Annotated in this window: 14 protein-coding genes; 2 read left to right on the forward strand and 12 right to left on the reverse strand. The window is 44.0% G+C overall.

Going from position 1 to position 17,925, the window contains the following annotated elements; all coding sequences use genetic code 11:
• Nucleotides 1–18 precede the first annotated feature (18 nt).
• Nucleotides 19–2,592, reverse strand: a complete 2,574-nt coding sequence (locus tag NSQ91_RS30760) for a DUF2339 domain-containing protein (RefSeq protein ID WP_340921220.1) — start codon at nt 2,590–2,592, stop codon at nt 19–21.
• Nucleotides 2,593–2,783: 191 nt separating this feature from the next.
• Between NSQ91_RS30760 and NSQ91_RS30765 the strand changes: the two genes are divergently transcribed.
• Nucleotides 2,784–3,824 carry a stalk domain-containing protein gene (locus NSQ91_RS30765; RefSeq protein ID WP_076140656.1) on the forward strand — a complete coding sequence of 347 codons (1,041 nt, stop codon included), beginning with the start codon at nt 2,784–2,786 and terminating at the stop codon, nt 3,822–3,824.
• A gap of 459 nt (nt 3,825–4,283) precedes the next feature.
• Here NSQ91_RS30765 and NSQ91_RS30770 read toward each other — a convergent pair whose 3' ends face one another.
• From NSQ91_RS30770 to NSQ91_RS30805, 8 genes are all read right to left on the reverse strand, one after another.
• Nucleotides 4,284–7,001, reverse strand: a complete 2,718-nt coding sequence (locus tag NSQ91_RS30770; RefSeq protein WP_081383186.1) for a CHASE3 domain-containing protein — start codon at nt 6,999–7,001, stop codon at nt 4,284–4,286.
• Nucleotides 7,002–7,214: 213 nt separating this feature from the next.
• A complete protein-coding gene (locus tag NSQ91_RS30775; protein ID WP_076303640.1) occupies nt 7,215–7,922 on the reverse strand; it encodes a DNA alkylation repair protein in 708 nt (235 codons plus the stop codon).
• A gap of 33 nt (nt 7,923–7,955) precedes the next feature.
• Nucleotides 7,956–9,530: a histidine kinase N-terminal 7TM domain-containing diguanylate cyclase gene (locus tag NSQ91_RS30780; RefSeq protein ID WP_076303551.1), complete on the reverse strand. Its 1,575-nt coding sequence runs from the start codon at nt 9,528–9,530 to the stop codon at nt 7,956–7,958.
• A gap of 83 nt (nt 9,531–9,613) precedes the next feature.
• On the reverse strand, nt 9,614–10,135 hold the full coding sequence (locus tag NSQ91_RS30785; RefSeq protein WP_076124082.1) for a YcxB family protein: 522 nt from the start codon (nt 10,133–10,135) through the stop codon (nt 9,614–9,616).
• A 131-nt stretch (nt 10,136–10,266) separates the two neighbouring features.
• A complete protein-coding gene (locus tag NSQ91_RS30790) occupies nt 10,267–10,515 on the reverse strand; it encodes a type B 50S ribosomal protein L31 (RefSeq protein WP_036682161.1) in 249 nt (82 codons plus the stop codon).
• 222 nt (nt 10,516–10,737) lie between these two features.
• Entirely contained in the window at nt 10,738–11,526 is a 789-nt protein-coding gene (locus NSQ91_RS30795; RefSeq protein WP_076303550.1) for an SDR family oxidoreductase, read from the reverse strand.
• A gap of 16 nt (nt 11,527–11,542) precedes the next feature.
• Complete coding sequence (locus tag NSQ91_RS30800; RefSeq protein ID WP_076181911.1) at nt 11,543–12,313, reverse strand: DODA-type extradiol aromatic ring-opening family dioxygenase; 771 nt, start codon at nt 12,311–12,313, stop codon at nt 11,543–11,545.
• The gene (locus tag NSQ91_RS30805; RefSeq protein WP_076181909.1) at nt 12,310–12,963 is read right to left on the reverse strand and encodes an alpha/beta hydrolase; all 654 of its coding nucleotides are present in this window, start codon (nt 12,961–12,963) and stop codon (nt 12,310–12,312) included. Before NSQ91_RS30805 ends, NSQ91_RS30800 begins: the two co-directional genes overlap by 4 nt.
• Nucleotides 12,964–13,106: 143 nt before the next feature.
• Here NSQ91_RS30805 and NSQ91_RS30810 point away from each other — a divergent pair, with 143 nt between their 5' ends.
• Entirely contained in the window at nt 13,107–13,658 is a 552-nt protein-coding gene (locus NSQ91_RS30810) for a helix-turn-helix domain-containing protein (RefSeq protein ID WP_076191653.1), read from the forward strand.
• 6 nt (nt 13,659–13,664) lie between these two features.
• Here NSQ91_RS30810 and NSQ91_RS30815 read toward each other — a convergent pair whose 3' ends face one another.
• The 3 genes from NSQ91_RS30815 to NSQ91_RS30825 are packed head-to-tail and all read right to left on the reverse strand — an operon-like array spanning nt 13,665 to nt 17,905.
• Nucleotides 13,665–14,516, reverse strand: a complete 852-nt coding sequence (locus NSQ91_RS30815; RefSeq protein WP_036682174.1) for a diguanylate cyclase domain-containing protein — start codon at nt 14,514–14,516, stop codon at nt 13,665–13,667.
• A complete protein-coding gene (locus tag NSQ91_RS30820) occupies nt 14,506–16,602 on the reverse strand; it encodes a cellulose biosynthesis cyclic di-GMP-binding regulatory protein BcsB (RefSeq protein WP_081391778.1) in 2,097 nt (698 codons plus the stop codon). Before NSQ91_RS30820 ends, NSQ91_RS30815 begins: the two co-directional genes overlap by 11 nt.
• Nucleotides 16,603–16,654: 52 nt before the next feature.
• On the reverse strand, nt 16,655–17,905 hold the full coding sequence (locus tag NSQ91_RS30825) for a glycosyltransferase family 2 protein (protein ID WP_036682179.1): 1,251 nt from the start codon (nt 17,903–17,905) through the stop codon (nt 16,655–16,657).
• Between the last annotated feature and the right edge of the window lie 20 nt (nt 17,906–17,925).

Raw genomic sequence — 17,925 nt, forward strand, 5'->3', positions numbered from 1 at the left:
TATTATTCTCTCTGTGTTTTATCCCTTAGTACCATTGCCATTGTCGGTGGTTGTCTGGCCCTCCTCCATCCGGTTTGACACCTTTTGATAGAGATAGGAGATGCCGAGCAAACAGATACCAAAGCTGGCATAGGCTATGATTTTGCTGCCAGTATTCAGCAGACCCAAATCATAGAGCAGCAGCTTGCCCGTGGCCAGCAGCGTTAATCCAAGGCCGAAGCGCCGGATGTACACATACCTTTTGCGGAAGCCATACATGATAAATAGAACGGCTAACAGTAGATAAATGAGACTAAAAATTAACCCTGCATCACTCAGTTGCAATTGCACTCCTAGGAAAGCGGTGATAATGCCGAGTAGATAAATCGCCATGAAAACAGGATAGATCTCCATACTCTTAAACTGGCGATTCAGCGCTGCAATCAGCAGATCACGTCCGCTAAACCAAACAAAGATATTAAAGATAATCAGTACGGCCAGTGCGATATAATCAGCTGCTGTATTTTGCGCGGAATTATTTTGCAGACTTGGCAGTCCTACTGTAATCACTATACAAATGACGTAGCCAATCCCAAACAGAAGTCTCACAAAATATTTAACAATCGTGTCATACAGCACCTTCACCTTTGGCAGCACGTAAGCCAGAACCAAGGTCCATACAGCGGACAGCAGCAAATTATAGAAGGTTCTATGCGCAAAATCCTCCGGTACAACCAGATGATACAATCTTCCCGATTCATACAAGCCGTAGATCCAGAAATTTAATAACGCCGCATATTTGAACCACAACGCTAAGGTGATTTCATAAGGTTCGCTGCGCTGAAGAGCATCCTTACGGTTATGCTGAACAGCATACAACACCGCGATAATCAGCATGCCTGCTGTGATAAAGACATATTTTAGCGGGAAGTAGACATCTCTAAAATTCGTCCATTGATAGTCTGCAACCCACTGCGTCGGTACATTTAGACAGAAGAATACTACAAGGCAGAGCATCATAATGCCCCAGCCCGCCCTTTCCATCCCCTTAAAGCGGTTCAGATTGCCATACAGCGTAAGAACGATACCCTCAATCAGCCAACCGATGGACCACCAAGCCGCTCCAAATTGAAATGGAATCATCAATATGCCGAAGGTCAGTGAAGTGGCATAGAACAGCAACATGCTTTCTTTTTCCTGTGGCATCAGCTTCTCAAGCCCTCGACCCAGACCGAGATACAGCAGGCAGAAAAGCAACGCCAGTGCACCATTGTAATCCTTCAGTCCTGCATCCATAAATAAAATATACAAGGTGAGACAGCTAATAAACGTATTACATCCTAAGAGAGAGAAATCCCACCAGGACAGCTTGGAACGATATTTGAACGGGTACCACAAGGTAATTCCCAGATACATCGCAAAAGTCAAAACAGCATAACACATATTAATTCCGTTGCTATCCGACAAAGCTATTAATATGAGCATGGAGGGTGTATTAAATAAGTAGCTGATATAATTGACAACGTTCCAGCGTTTGCGGAAAGAAATCAATAAGATGAATAAATTCAATAAAAACAAGTAACCCATAGCCACGTAAACCGCGTTGCCCGAAAGGCCAAACGCCCCCAGATAAGAGTATAAGGGCAGATATCCTCCGATTAAGCCCAGCGCACAAATACTCCGTGATTCATACCTTAAAGACAGGAGTACCGCAGTTAAAGTAACGAGTACAGACAAGGATAACCCTACATATATACTAATAATATCAAGCAGAAAATAGCTATAAAAAATAGAGCCATACAGCACCGAAATCCCGCCGCCAAGCAGCCCTAAAGCGAAGGTGCCTTTTCCTTTGCGGTATAACCACTCCCCGCCTCCCAACATCAATAATCCCAGTAGAAAAAAAGCGCTTCCCTTCATATAACCTGTGAACCAGTTGGAATAGGTATACCGGAAGCCTGCCCCCACCGCCAAAATCAACAGTAGAATACCCAGCTTGTTAATCCAGCTTAGTCCAATCTTCATTTCGATCTGATTTTGTTTTCTTCGGCGCTTAAGCACCTCTTCACTGATCTCTTCCGAAGCAAAATCATGTAATCCATTATCCATGCCCGAGTTGAGGCGAAGCTCCGCTTCCCTCAGTCTCTGCCGCTGTGCCAGCACACGCTCATTTAATTCTGCCGCCAACGCCCCGAGTCGACTGGATATCTCTGCTTGTTCCTCACCCAGCTGCCTGGAGGCTGTGTGGTACAGCTGCTGAATATGGCGTTTCGTCTCCACTTCAAAAGCCGTCAGCCGATCCGTATGAGCGTGGCTTCTAGAGGCAAAATAAGTCTGCAGCTTCTGCCTCGACACTTTAAGAATGCCCAGCTTTTCATCTAAAATTTGTTCCGTTAGCGCAACTCTTAGCTCAGTATTCTCTTCTTGAAGCTTACCTACCTGAGTCTTTAGCTCGACCAAAGCGAGCTTATGCTTCTCATATTGCTTCTTCAAGTATTCATTCTCGTTGACCAGATCGTGACTTTCATATTCCGCAATCAGAGCCTCATATTCCTTAATAAGCCCGTCCTGCTGTACCTTCATGAATCTCAGTCGATCTTTGAATGACTCCATAGCGCCTCCTTATGTGAGCGATTGTTAATACTTACATATTACTACATATAGCTGGGGGGTCTTATGCTTTTTTTATATTTGCAATGAATGAAGATTACGATCGGGATGCAAAAAAACTGCAACATTTTGGAGGGGTGTCCCGTCAGAATAATAACAACACTAACAAAAGATTTTAAAAGGAGCTCACAACCATGAACAACATTTTAAAAACAAGTACAGTTCTTTTAACTTTGTCCCTAGCACTTTCTACAGGAGCAGCTTATGCTGCACCCACCACAACTTCTGCTAAAAATGAGGCTACACAAACCTCCGCTAGCGTTAATCAAAAGACGTTTGCGATTGAAATCAACGGATCGACTATTAAAGAAACAGGCTTCCAAAGCACAAGCGGTAAAGAGCCGATGGTACCACTACGTTCAATTACTGAAGCCCTTGGATTTGAATTAACCTGGAATGCACAGAATAAATCCGTTGAACTTATCAATGGCGCTGTATTCACTACAGTGAAAGCTGGAGAAGATCGTTATAGTATCAACAAAATGAATACAACACTTGGAACTGCACCACAATTGGTTGACTCCACTTTGTATGTCCCAGCTTCCTTTTTAAGCGAAGTAATTCATCAAAACATGACTGTGAAGGGAGATTCCATTGTGATCAACACAAATGCCGCCGAGCAGCACATGACTAAGACTGGTGTGATTACAGCAGTCTATGATGGTGGTAAATACCAATCCGTTCAAATCCAAGGTGTAGGTACGGATGGAATCGTATTAAATGTAGGGGAAGATACGGCTATTGAGATGGCTGACGGCACTAAAATTGCACTCAAAGATCTCCATATCGGGATGACAGTAAAAGCAGAACACTCCATGGTCATGACTATGAGTCTTCCGCCACAAACACCAACTTACAAAATCACCGTTCTGGATAAGCAAAAACAAGATGATCTTCTAGGTACTGCTGGTACTATTGAAGAAGTTCAAAAAGACGATAAGGGAAATATCAGTATCACCGTTAAAGGTAGTGGCCTGAGCGAATTGTCACAAAAAGAAGTAGTACTGCGCATTAGCGAAGACACAGTGCTCATTAACAAAGACGGCGAAGCTGTTAAAAGCAGCGAGCTTGTTAAAGGCACAAAAGTTATCGGATTCTACAGCCCAGTGCTGACCAGAAGCCTGCCACCCATCGGCACAGCTGTCAAAGTTGTAGTAGATTCTGCACAACAATAAGAGAGAGACTGGAATCTTATTAAAAAGATTCCAAAGAGACATTAAAACAGCGATCCTTCCGTTATGGGAGGATCGCTGTTTTGCGTTATAGACTATAGGTTGGCTGACTCGCTTCAGCCGATTTGTGAGGTAAACGAAAGCCGGCTGAACGCTTGGTCACACTTTTACTTGCCTTGCTGCAGAGTTTGGGATGATCATAATCGCGAGCCTTACGGACCCAGCTGACTTTATTTGCGAATTTTCTGCCTTCAGAGCAGCGTTTCGGACTCCAGCGCCACTATTCATTAAAAAGAGGGGCATATTCGATGTTTTTTATGCCAATAGCGTCAGTGGGGTCCGTTAGAATTACAAATGTGGTAAAAAGCTGCGTTAACGGTCAGCTGTGTCCGATAGCAGAGCAGATTATAGTTACTTCGTTCGCGCAACTTCACTCGAGTTATCCGAAGTTGGAGGTCTAGCTCATGAATCGCTAGCCAGTATCAATTGCATCAACGCTAATAAACGTTCCAGGTTAATCGGCTTGCTAAGATAATCTGTTGCCCCAGCCTGTAGGATTTTAGCCTTATCTTCCTTCATCGCTTTTGCAGTCAGTGCAATGATGGGAATATCCTTCTTTGCGGGCATTTGTCTGATCCGATTGATTGCCTCATACCCGTTCATCACTGGCATCATAATATCCATAAGAACGATATCTATAGAAGCCGCTTGCTCCAGTTCATACAGGCCGCTCTCTCCGTTAGTAGCTGTAGTTACATGCAGCCCGCGCTTTCTTAGGGTATTTGATAAAGCGAACAAATTCCGTTCATCATCATCCACGATAAGTACATGCTTTTGATTCAGAGAAGTGAAGTCAGTACGTGTATCCTCAGCCGTTGTAGCGGCAAGTACCACTCCACTCCCGATCTCTTGAATAACAGTCGCTTGATCAGCCACTTCCTCAAGGCTTGGAGCCTCAAGCTGCAAAGGCAAATACACTGTAAAGACACTACCCACACCCTCTTGGCTCTCCAGCGTAATTCTACCACCAAGTAATGTTGCCAGCTCTCTGGATATGGATAAACCAAGCCCAGTTCCCCCATATTGACGTTCTGTATTTCCATTCGCCTGTTGAAATGCTTCGAAGATAATTGACTGTTTGTCTTCTGAAATCCCAATTCCAGTATCTTTGATGGCGAAGGCAATAAATTCCCCTGTATACGAACCTGCCAAATCCAGCAACTCGTCCTTAGTTGCTAAACGGATTTCCAGAGTGACTGCGCCTTCCGCTGTAAACTTAAACGCATTGGACAGCAAATTTATAATAATTTGCCGTACTCTTTGAGCATCCGAATAAAACAGCGGGGGTAAGTCCTCTCCGAGCTGTATTTGCAAAGGAATCTCTTTTTTGCGGGAAAGCTGACTGAAGTTCTGGATCATTGCCTCCGGAATCTCCGATATATTTATCGCTTCAATTTCAATATTCAGCTTTCCTGCCTCAACCTTGGACAAATCCAGAATGTCGTTAATCAGCGCCAGCAGATCTTGTCCCGAAGAATGAATGGCTTTTGAGAATTCAATATCCTCTTCGCTTAGAGCTCCCGACTGGTTCTCCATAAGAAATTCGGAGAGCAGCAGAATGCCGTTCAGCGGAGTTCGCAGTTCATGAGACATATTAGCCAGAAACTCAGATTTATATTGTGAGCTTTGCTGCAATAACTCTGTGTATTCACTAAGCTCCATTTGAGCTCTTTCCGCCTCCAATGACTTTTGTTCCGCCAGCAGATTCTTATCCTCCAGCTTTCTATTTGTTGCATGCAGTGACTCCGTTTGGATCTGCAGCTCCTCAGACTGAGTCTGTAGTTCCTCGGTATATACCTGTAGTTCTTCGTTTAGACGCTGAGATTGTGCCAGAAGTTGGTCAATCTTCATACTGTTAATCGTGCTGTTAATTGCAGAGCCAAAGGCATTCGAAATAGACCCTAGGAACTTAACCTGCAATTCCGTAAGTGGAGCAAAGGCGGCGATTTCCACCACAGCAACTACCTCACCCGAAAAAGAAATCGGCATTAACAGAAGCGCCTTCGGCGCAGAAACACCCAGCCCAGACTGTATGCTAATATAATCCTCCGGCAGATCCTGTATTTGCATCAAACGCGCCTCTTTAGCACATTGTCCAACTAGACCTTCTCCGGTCTGGAATGCCCGCTGATCTGGAATGTTACTGCTTCCGCCAAAAATAGAGACTCTCTTAAAGAAATCCCGATCATGATCCTGTGTTCGAACATATAAGGATCCATATGGATAATTGATCACTTCTGCGGTTTTGCCAAGAAAAATATCGCCCAGTTGCGAGATATGTGTGATGCCCTGATACCTCGCCAACAGTTCGTTTGCGTTAGCCTGAATCCATATCCGTTCTTGTTGCGTGTCTATCAGATGATTCGTAGCTACGCTCAGATCCCTGATCTCATCATTCGTGGTGATCTCTATCCTTGTCTTCATATCTTCGTCAGATTTCAATTCTGCAATCGTATGGGTAACTTTACGAACCGTACTAACGATGGAGCGTGAATTGATCCACGAAGCGACCATCGCGGTAACCGCTATAATTGCCCAAGCAATATAAAGAAGCTCTAGCAATAATTTATTCTTGTCTGCTTGTCTAGCTATCAGACTGTTGGTGTTCTCTTTCATCGTCTCGCGGTAAGTGCTGATCTGATTACGAATCCGATCCATTTGATCTTTGCCATCGTCGGAATTAAAGTATCTTAGGAGCTCAACGTCCTGTCCCTCTTTTTTCAACTGGATCACATAATTTCCGGACTGTTCGATCCATTGCTTAATTTTACTTTCAATACCCAACAGACGCTGTAGCTGTAAAGAATCATTAGCAGTCAGCACGTAGAGCTTATCATAATTAGCCTCCCATTCAGCCTTACCCAAATTGTAGGGCTCCAGATACTTGTTATCGCCGGTGATGACATATCCGCGTTGTCCGGTTTCCATATCCAAAATATTCTTCTCAATTAGATTAGCTAAATTAGTAATCTCTCGATCCTGATGAGAGATGAAGCTGGTTTCCCGCTGTAGAGCATTGATTCTTCCATGCATGACAAAAACGAATCCTAATAGACAGATCACGATTAAAACTGTAATTGACAGTATTTTATACTGCAAAGTGAATCGGCGTTTGTTCACAACTAGCCTCCGTCCTGTCTTCTAACTATAAACCCCTTTCTATTCTACATCATTGTAAAAGATTACTTGAATAAGGCTTCATTAATTCTTCTATGTAAATTTTGACTGCTGCTAATTTAAACAATTTCCGCAGGGTTGAAACACTTGTTTTTCCCGGAATAAAAAAAACCCCACAAGTGCCTTTCACCTTGAAGGGTTACCTAAATATCTAACTTAGCAAATACAAGTTTTCTTCTTCACACCAAGCTTCCCAGCTTGTTCAACCTTAGCAATATAATCAACAGCCATAGGAACTTTACAAGCGGTTTGTCCCATGTTCACCTGGACCTTACCTATACCTGCTGCGATCTTTGCTGCCTCCTCATGCAGTTCTGTGATACTGCTGCCCACCATAATTAAGAAAGTATTCATCGTATAACGGACACGATTCCGCTCCCGATGAATAGTAGCGCCTACTTGTTGTAACAACTCCCTAATTTCAGCGATGTCCAGCTTATCATCCGGTGTAATTGAAATGTAATTGGCATAAGTGCTCCAGCCGCAAATGGCTATTAGTTCATCCGAGGAACGAATCCACTCTCTCGCAAGTTCCAATCCATATGGACTCTCTGCGGCGAGAGGGGATACTATATATTCCACTACCGCATGCCAACTGGCCGCCGAAGCCCAGCTTTGAAGCTCTTCCTTCGTCATACTCTTAGGATTGACCGTTAGTCCAGCCAAATACATTGCATCGTAATTGCCTGTCTGATACAAAGCCCTTGCCAGACTCTGATCTTTTTTCACATCCTTAACCAGCTTCTTCATATCCCCTACCTTTACTCCAAATAAAGGTTCCACTGCGCCATGTCGTAAGAAAGTACGTTTCGTCTGCTCTGTACCCATCTCCTCAAGCTTGCTCATCACTTCATCAACAGTCAGATTCATTAGGCCACTCCCTTATCTTCGATGTTCTTATCCCTTTACTGTTTCTCTTATGATCGGTTCACGACCTAACGTAACTCTGTTCTTCCCTGTATTCTTAGAGTGATATAACGCTTCATCCGCTTCCCGATATAAATCTTCGAAAGTCACCTCTCTACGCTCCGTAAAAGAGATTCCGATACTTGCGGTAAGATGAATGCTATCCTGTTCATTCAAGATTATCGTGTAATCACTCATCATTGTACGAAAATCCTCTGCTTCTTTTAAGGCTGCACGTTTATCTTCAGCGAAAAAGCATACAGCAAATTCCTCGCCACCTACTCTTCCAGCAATACCTTTATTCTGGTATACCTGAAGTATTTTATTCGAGAAATCAACTAACGCCTGATCGCCCGCTAAATGACCATAAGTATCATTAATTAATTTAAAATCATCGATGTCAAATAACAGCAGAGCCAACCCTAATCCATCCGGGATCGTTTGATTCTGAACCCTTTGCATGAAATGCCTGCGATTATAAAGCCCTGTCAGATCGTCAACCGTTGCCTGATAGACCAGTTCACGCTCATATCGCTTTTTCTCACTATGATCACTAAACACAATAAGCATACCCTTATTCTCTATTGTCGCATGCTCCGTAGCAATTAAAGAAACCCCATAACAGAGCTCCCCTGCGCCAGAACAAACTACCTCAAACTGTCCTTCCGTCCTCTGACTGTAATGAGCTGCAATGTCTTTGTGAGACTTCGTAAAAAGATCAATGTTTTTTCCCATCCAATTATCGTTCGCTATTCCGGTAATGTCGTATAAAATAGCAGTCGCCGCATCGTTTATGCCAATGATATTATCATAACGGTCAGTCAGAACTACGCCGTCTTTCATGTGCTCTAGAATTTTGTTTTTGGTTAGAGGGAAGATGGTTAATTTGGAGCTAACAAAAAGTGCAAAATAAGCCGCTATAATCGCAGGCAAATAAGTAAACGCCGTAAAACCTGTAATGGTAATCTTCAAGAGGGGGAGTAAAAAGACGGAAATAACCGGAACCAGCAAACCCGCCAACAGCAGGACATTAGTCCGCAAATAAACTCTCGGGGTATTCAGTAGGGAAACTGCAAGCAAGCAGACTGCATATAGCCCAAAAAGCTGATCATACGCAATAAAAGCCATACTAAGGAGCGTAGGCTTTACAGCAATTCCACTAACACCCGCAACCGTCAGGACGGACACTTCACTGCGCATCAGATGATGATAGCTATCCGTAAAAATAAGAAGTACATCCATAACAATAGGGATAGAGAAGATGGCAAGCTTCACGGGCAGGCGCCCTGTGGAAGGAGATACGTATTCTTTTACCACAGCATAAGTAAAGAGCGCACTAAAAAAAAGCGGAGCCTGCTGTACATTCTTCCACCACAGCTTAGACTGAAAAGAGGGTGACATAATCTCTCCCGCCGTTGCAACAAATATAAGGCTGACTAACAGCATTAAGATCCACAAATAGCGTCTCCCTGCTAACTTACGGTGCCGATAGGAGCTGACGCCCATGTACAGACTTAGAACACTGCCCATTAATAAGTAATACGGATATCCCTGAATCCATGGCATGCCATATTTCTCCTATTTTTCAAGTCGCTCCTATCATTATAGCCTAATCCTTGGTACAAATGAATCAACAATAACAGCACATCTTATGCTTTAAATTTCACCCGATTGGAGAACATATATTTTCTGGCTAAATCCTTAAATGTTATTTTATCTTGTGCCGATTCAAAGAAACGTTTAGGGATAATCAGCGCTCTCTGTGTGGACACAAAAAACACAAACAAGTTCGTAGTTTCACCTATCTTATGTATCTCTTCCCACTTCACTTGCCCAGTGCCCGCTTCGGAAAGATAAGATATGCCTTCATCTGAAATCGTATAATTTTGCGGTTGCTGAATTAGGTTATCTGTTTTGAACGCCTTTTTCGATTTTTTGATCAAGCTTGCCTTGGTCATATACCATAAGACAGCGGCAAGAATTATAGCAGTCACAGCCAGGATTGAGATGCTTTGAGTACTGTAATCCTTAGTAATTAATAACAAAATCATAAAGTAAGCGACTACGCTAAAAGAGTTGAGTATAATCCGGCTATTCAAGCTGAACCATAAGTTAAACTCCTGAACGTCTTCACTCTTTAGGACTGTATCTACTTTTATTACATTTTCCATCACTGATCGCTCCCTCGACGCCATGTATATTTTTAAATTCATCTCATTTTAACATGCCTGAACACAAAAAAGGGACATCCCCGAAGCGATTGCTTCTACATGGGTTGTCCCTCTTCAATCCGTAAGGATTCTTATTTCTTTTGTGCAAGACGTTGTTTGAACTTGTCAACACGGCCGCCTTGTTCTGTATCTCTTTGTTTACCAGTGTAAAATGGGTGGGATGCGGAACTTGCGTCCACACGGAGCACTGGGTAAGTGTTGCCGTCTTCCCATTCCATAGTTTCATTGGATGATTTAGTAGATGCACTCAAGAATTTGAAGCCTACGCTTGCATCCAAGAAAATCACTTGGTTGTACTTAGGATGTATGCCTTCTCTCATTCTGATCGTCCTCCTTCTGATTAAATTCGTGGAGCCTTTATGGTAAATTATCCAAATGATCTGTAGGTTTATATATAGTATAACCTAATAAACGTAGGAAAATTCGTAAATCTTACGATTTAGACCACCGCTCCATCATACGCTTATTTAGAGCACAAAGCAACTAATATTGAAATTACTAATATTTCCATAACCTTTCCAAGCCTACCCATAACGCCGGAGTTAGAGCGATTTCACCATTCCTCCATCGACTAAAAGAGATTGTCCCGTAACATAAGTATTCGCAAAAGAGCCTAGAAAAACAGCAGCCTTGCCGAATTCTTCGGGCGTGCCCAATCTTCCTAACGGGATTTGCAGCAGCGCTTCCTCTTGAATCTGCTCCATAGGGATCCCCTCTGCTTGCGCGCGTTTGCCGTCTAGTTGAAGAATCCTGTCGGTTGCAATACGCCCTGGTGCGATCGTATTAATTAAAATGCGATCCGCAGCCAGCTCAGTAGCCAAGCTCTTGGTCAAGGCATACACGCCAGCGCGAAAAACATTGGAAAGAATCAACCCCTCAATAGGCTGCTTGATAGAAATCGAGCTTATATTAACGATTCGCCCTGCCCCAGAAGAGCGCAGATGCGGCAGTGATTCACGGATCAAACGAATGGTGCTCATCAGTGTGAGCTCAAACCCCTGGTTCCAATCCGCGTCTTCCATATCAGCGAAACCTCCGCCATGAGGCCCCCCCGCATTGGTCACTACAATATCAAGCCCACCGTTTTGGGCTACAGCCGTTTGAATAGCATGTACGATATCCTCTGGGACAGTCACATCCATCTGAACAATGTTCACCTGCTGTCCTGTGGCTGCCTGAATCTCTTTCTGTGCGTCTGCAAGCTGCTCCATACTCCTGCTGGCGATCATTACCTTCGCTCCCTCACGGGCGTACTCCAGCGCAGTTGCGAGTCCTAACCCTTTACTTGCTGCGGCTACAAAAACTGATTTCCCACGAAGTCCCAAGTCCATCATTAATGCCTCCTTCTTAATTAAACTCCCAACAGCTAAGACTTAAATTGCCATACTGATAACTTCGGTGCAGCAGCTTCGCTTCCTTCCCTTTATCGCCAGCTCCCATAGCTATTATCAAGGGGATAAAGTGCTCACTAGTCGGCACTGCATCAACGCCATAAGGAGCAAGCTCCTGATAGTTAAATAGCGACTCTGTATCCCAAGCTTCCACCCTGTGCTGCAGCCAGTCATCGAATGTCTCCGCCCATTTCTCGACGTTCTCCATTCCCCACTTCACGCTACGCAAATTATGGACGGTTCCACCGCTGCCAATAATCATAATATCCTGCTCACGCAGCTCAGATAAAGCCTTACCCATTAAATATTGCTGTTCATTGGACAACTCTCGATTAACTGACAAAGATACGACAGGAATATCTGCATTCGGATAGATTAATTTAAGAATAGCCCAAGCTCCGTGATCTAGTCCACGCTCTGTATTTAATTTGCTGGCAATCCCATTCTTGTGGAACAGAGACATAATTTGCTGTGCAACCTCATTGTCCCCTTTGGCAGGATAAGTCATTCGATACATCTCATCTGGGAAGCCATAGAAATCATAGATGGTGTCGAAAGTCTCCATAACTCCAACCGATTGTGTGTGTTCTTCGAAATGTGCAGAAAATACAACAATCGCTTTCGGTTTGACATTCCTCTCAGCGAGCTCCCCAAGAAATTTCGTATATGCATTGTTATCAAGTACCAGAGAAGGAGCACCATGGGCAATAAAGTAAGAAGGTATCATAGTTTATCACTCCCTAAGTTCTGCCGTAACCAAGCGATCAAGTCCTGCTGATTCTGCGGTAATACACCATGATCCGAAGGATAAGTTTTAAAGGTTAATAATGGGGTTAGACCTTCGAAATAAGCGGCTGTTTCTGTCCCCACTGAAATTGGAAATACAGAATCATATTCACCATGCGAGATGAAGACCGATACCTCCTGCACACTCCTCAGCTCATAATCCGTCTTCACAAACCCCGGAACATAACCGTTCAGCGCCACAATTCCCCGAAGCGAATTCCCCATTGTAAGCGCGAGTGTCATGGACAAAATGGCTCCTTGACTGAAGCCAAGCAGATAACGATGTTTAGCATCTATAGGGTATTTGTCGGTGGCGTATTCGATAAACTGCTGCAATTGCGATACAGCCTGATCAAACTGCTCGCGGATGGGATGACCTAGACTTTTGAGATCATAATATTGAAATCCTGCCCCTAAAATCATATTTCCCCGAATCCCGATAATAATAAACTCTTCAGACAAGGACTCCACAAGCCCGAACATATTCTTCTCATTGGAACCTTTGCCATGCAAGGTGAAGATAACCGGATAAACCCGATTCTCATCGTAACCGGAAGGTAGACTGACATCATATATATAAGGTGCCTTCATACTAAACACTCCTTCAAAATATTTGTAATACAAAAATAATATTTGTAAAGTTAATATTATAAACCCCTAGCTAGTATGTCAATTAATAATTTGTTAATATAAAAATATATTTGTTATTACTAATATTAAAAGGAGCTTTACTAATGAATATAGGTTCAAACATTCGTACAATCCGTAAAAGAAAACATATAACGATTGCCCAAATCTGTGAAACTACTGGCCTGTCACAGGGTTTTATGAGCCAGGTTGAGACTAATAAGACCTCTCCCTCGATCGCAACCCTTAGCCTGATTGCGGATGCGCTGAACGTTCCGTTGGCTTATTTGCTGTTAAAAAAGGAAGAGCGGATGCAGGTGGTACGCTCCAAGGAGCGGCAAATCACCAGTAGCGGAAGTGATAAACTGCAAGTTGAGCATTTAAGCTCGGCAGGTGGTGTACGAATGGTGCTTGTCCATTTCCCTCCGGGTACTTCTACGGGTGAAACTCCGCAGGCGCACGAAGGCAAAGAGGTCCATTTAGTAATAAAAGGTGAGGTTTATGCGGAGCAAGGTGAAGATTTCGGGATGTTCCAAGCGGGGGATTCCTTTAGCTGGAATGCCTGTGTGCCACATCTGGTCATAAATAAAGGCGATGAGCCGGCAAGCGTGCTCATCGCCATCCATACAGAGGCTGATAGTGAAACTGTTGATTTTTAAGCTGGTCTACACGTCGTACTCCAGCTGTTTTTTGGCCTGAACAATGAAATCCAGCGGATTCTCAATCGTGCCGGCTTGGTATTCGACCGCCCCAATCTTAAGACCCAGGCTGACCTTATATTTTCTGGAGAAATTATTGTCATTCAACTCCTGAAGCTTGAGCTTAATCCGCTCGATCACAATCTTCGCCCCATCGCTGTCCGTGAACAGCAGCAGGCCCCATGTTGCTTCATCCTTATCTAGCAGATAGAGTGCATCATTGGTACGAATACTCGCCTGACTAAGCTGAGACACGTCATAGATAGCTTCTGCCAGCTGATCTTCAGGAATGATCCGTCTGATCTCTTTCCAATACTTCACCTTCACCACTAGCAGGGTGAGCGGAATCTGATAGCGAGTCGAAATGCTTGTAAATAATGTAGCATCCGTCTGAAAAGAAATACTGTTCCTCAAATTTGTGTTTTCATCGACGATAGCCATATTGGCAGTCTTTTTGCGTAGCTGCTCATTCTCCACCTGCAAATCACGGCTGCTTAAAGTGAATACCCATAGAACGACCGTTAATAGCGGAGTCATAATTAACCAGAAATAAGTATTCAGGCTAATCGTTTCCCCCAGCGTTATCGTCTGGTACATCGTGTAGAATCCGTAAGCAAAGATAAACACCAGATTCAAGACCAGACCCGCAGTGACCGTCGTAAAATACGTAACAATGGCCAGAATAAAAGCCACCGTTAAAATGATAATATTCTGGAGGTAATCATCCGGTGCACCCGCAATAAAGACGATACAGAGGAACGATAACACCAGGAATGATAAGAGAGCGATGTCCGACACTAAGCTGCGATTACGTCTCACGCTTATCACCACGTTTCTTCATGTGTTTGCGAAGCAGCAGGATCAGCGATAGAACCACCAGCGTCAGCACCAGTAAAATCACGATGATAAAACTGAGTACATCCGACCGTTCCATTATTTTCTGGGCCACAGAGTCCTCGGCTGCTCCAGTGATCGTTTTGAAGCGGTGTGCGCTGACATTACCGTCTTTATCAACGATTGCACCATCGCCAAACACCTTCCACTTGTCCCGTTCTGTAGCGAGCAGTTTAGATCCTAAGTAATACTCTTCCGAGCTGACCCCTGTAACCGCGAGCAATGCACGTCCCGCCTCAAATGGCGAATCAATCAGCTGCAGTGTTCCGATTCGTGCGCCGTATTGCTCTTCAATACTCATTTTCTCGTTGGAGCGAATTGTGGTTCCATCTCCGTTATATTGAAAATAAAGCTTAGCATTCTGATCACGGATCACCTTATTATTCTTATAAGCACCAATAGCGATGATATTATTATTTTTCAAATGATCGGCGTTGACGGTATCGGTATAGAACTGGATATTCCCTATATTTCCGCTGGCATATTTACCAAGCAGATTAAAGATATTCGATACACTTAAATAGGCGTAATCATCCATTTGTTCGGGCAGTACAACCGCCACATGATTATAGATCCCATCGCGGATGAACGGATATGGATAGTTATTAAATAAGAGATCCGTGCGATCCTTCGTATTCAGCTGCATTACAGAATCTTTACTGATATAAGCCCATGGCATTTGATCCCGATCGATAATACATCTGGCTCCTTCGATCTCCAAATCAAAAGCCACTGTCACCGAGAAATTTCCGGAGATATTCAAGTTCTGAGGCACCGAGAGATTAAGAATATCGCCATTCGCCAGTTCCTTAGTCAGCTTCTTACTGCCAATCGGAGTATTGTTGATGCTCACGGTAACCAATGAACGAGTAAAATCCAAATTCTGTGCATAACGGAAATCCAGGCTGATTTTACCGGAATCGGCAATCGAGCGGTTCGCTGGCAATGAAATAAAATACGTCTGCTCCTGATGATGTGCCCCGGTCAGTTTATCACCTGTCTCAGTGAACGTGATGTTAGAGCTAATCGAAAGCGCAGGTGCTGATACTTCTGTAGCATCCGTTACTGTTTTCAGATCACTAGTGATCTGCCCGATCAGCTCTGGATTAGCAATCAAACGACCCGCTTTAATCAGCAAGTTCTCATCCTTCGAGGTTACAACCAAGGTGGGCTGGGTATCCTTATTCACTAGCTGGAGCAGCGCGTGCGTACCCAAATCTTCAGTGGAGCTTAGCTGAGCTTTCAGCCCGCTTGGTACTCTGTCATACATAGCTACCAGTACAACTGCGGCCTTATTCTGCACAGTGTCTGCCCGGTAGGGAAGCAAGGGAATAGTCTTATCATTTAACGTAATCCCCTTAACAAGCCCGGAGAGAGCATAAGTGGCTGCTTCCATTTCTGCCGCTGTGCTTTTGTCCGGTACAGTCAGAATACTCTGATTCTTCGTTAAGGTATCTATCCCGGCGAATCGCTCGCTGAAGTCACTGATCCCTCCACTCAAGGGCTTTGCGGTATAAATCACGTTAATACTGGACGTATTGAACAGATGCAGCCAATTATCCGACGTTTCATCGACCGAACAAAAGAGGTCATCTTGACGATCTGTCTTTAAATAGCCCTGAATGCCCAGCGTATTCGTCCCTTTTTTCAGAAACCCCTTGGGCGCCACAAGGGTCAACAGCTGTTCGCCGTTGTCTTGTAGTGACGGACGAAACGTATAGAACGGGCTGCCGTTTAGCGTTAAGGTAACACTAGAAATCTGCTCTTCGGTAATTTGTGAAATTTGAAAATGCAGTTTGATCTTTACTTGATCCACATTCCAATAATCCAGAACCTCAAAATATTGCTGCTGGGCACTCGAACCTGTTAAGGACGAGTCCGTTCCCGTAAATGAGGTTGTGTAAGTGGACTTATGATCCTGCGGCAACGTCTCTGCGGCAGCAGGATGGATTGGAATTAACAAAAGGGAGAGGCAGGTTAACAGTATAACCAGCTGTTTTTTTATCTTCATGTTCTGTTTCTCCTGTGATTACATTTTTCTCATATGACTTTTTGGTGCCTCGTTAGTAGCGCTCCGTCTTATACCATTTGGCTTCTCTTTTGAAGATGAGGTCTTTCAGATATAGATATAATCCGTTAGCCGCGACAACCATCCACAGCTGGCAATAAGACACATACATCAACATTACAATCCCTAGATTGGACAAGCTCATCTCGCCCTTTTCTGTCGTTAGCGTGATGAAGGTCCCCACAACGAAAAGAATAATAGCGAGCAGCCATAAGAAATTACTAAGACCTGCAATAGTAGTATGCACATAACCCAAAGCATGCAGGATCAGCAGCACATCCGAGGTGATTAACGACAGCAGCAGTAAGAAGTAAATGGATAGAAAATAAAGAATATCGAACCGCACCTTTGCGGCCGATTTATTGAACAGCAGCGGAATATTTTTGACAATGACATAAATATTGCCCTTCGCCCAGCGGGTTCGCTGCTTGAACCAGACCTTCAGGGTCTGTGGTTCCTGCTCCCACGTGACGGATTTCGGCTGGAACTTGATTTGGTAACCCATCATATAAATCCGGAAGCTGATTTCTGTATCCTCGGCTATCGCTTTAACATCCCAACCACCGATGCTTTCCACAATTGACCTGCGCATAATGAAATTGGTTCCCGGAATAGTGCAAAGCTTGAACAGCTTCCAGCGTCCCGCTTGAGCCATCCATTGAAAGGATAAGGTCTCAATATTAATGAACCGGGTCAGTAAACTTGCATCACGATTACGGGTCCGGAACTTCCCAATCACCGCACCGAGGCTGGAATCATGCATGATCTCAGCAACCAGATAACGCAAAGCTGTTTTCTCCGGAGTATTGTCGGCATCATAAATGGCGATTAGCTCCCCTTTACAGCTGGTAAAGCCTATATTCAAGGCATTGGATTTGCCTTTGCCTCCTGTAACTGCATCCGTATTAATGACTACCAGCTGACGCCCCGGATTTCGGGATTGTATGCCCGCAAGCAGCTCGGCACTGTTATCAGAGGAGTTATCATTAATCACAATAATCTCATACCGATCTTGCGGATAATCCAGCGCCAGCAGAGATTCAACCGTCTTACAAATCACTACCCCCTCATTGTGAGCGGGAACCATAATTGAAACAAAAGGATATTCGCCCTCTATCTCTGGTATATCCTCATTTTCGGATTTAATGTAATATAGATAGCCCGCGATAATGAGGGTCACATTCACCAGCAGCAGAGACCAAATACAGATCACCGCAATCACCATCAGCACGTCTGAAATCGTCATAGGGTCCTCCAAATCACGAT

This window comes from Paenibacillus sp. FSL R7-0048, from assembly GCF_038004505.1.
GTDB classification, from domain to species: domain Bacteria; phylum Bacillota; class Bacilli; order Paenibacillales; family Paenibacillaceae; genus Paenibacillus_AQ; species Paenibacillus_AQ odorifer.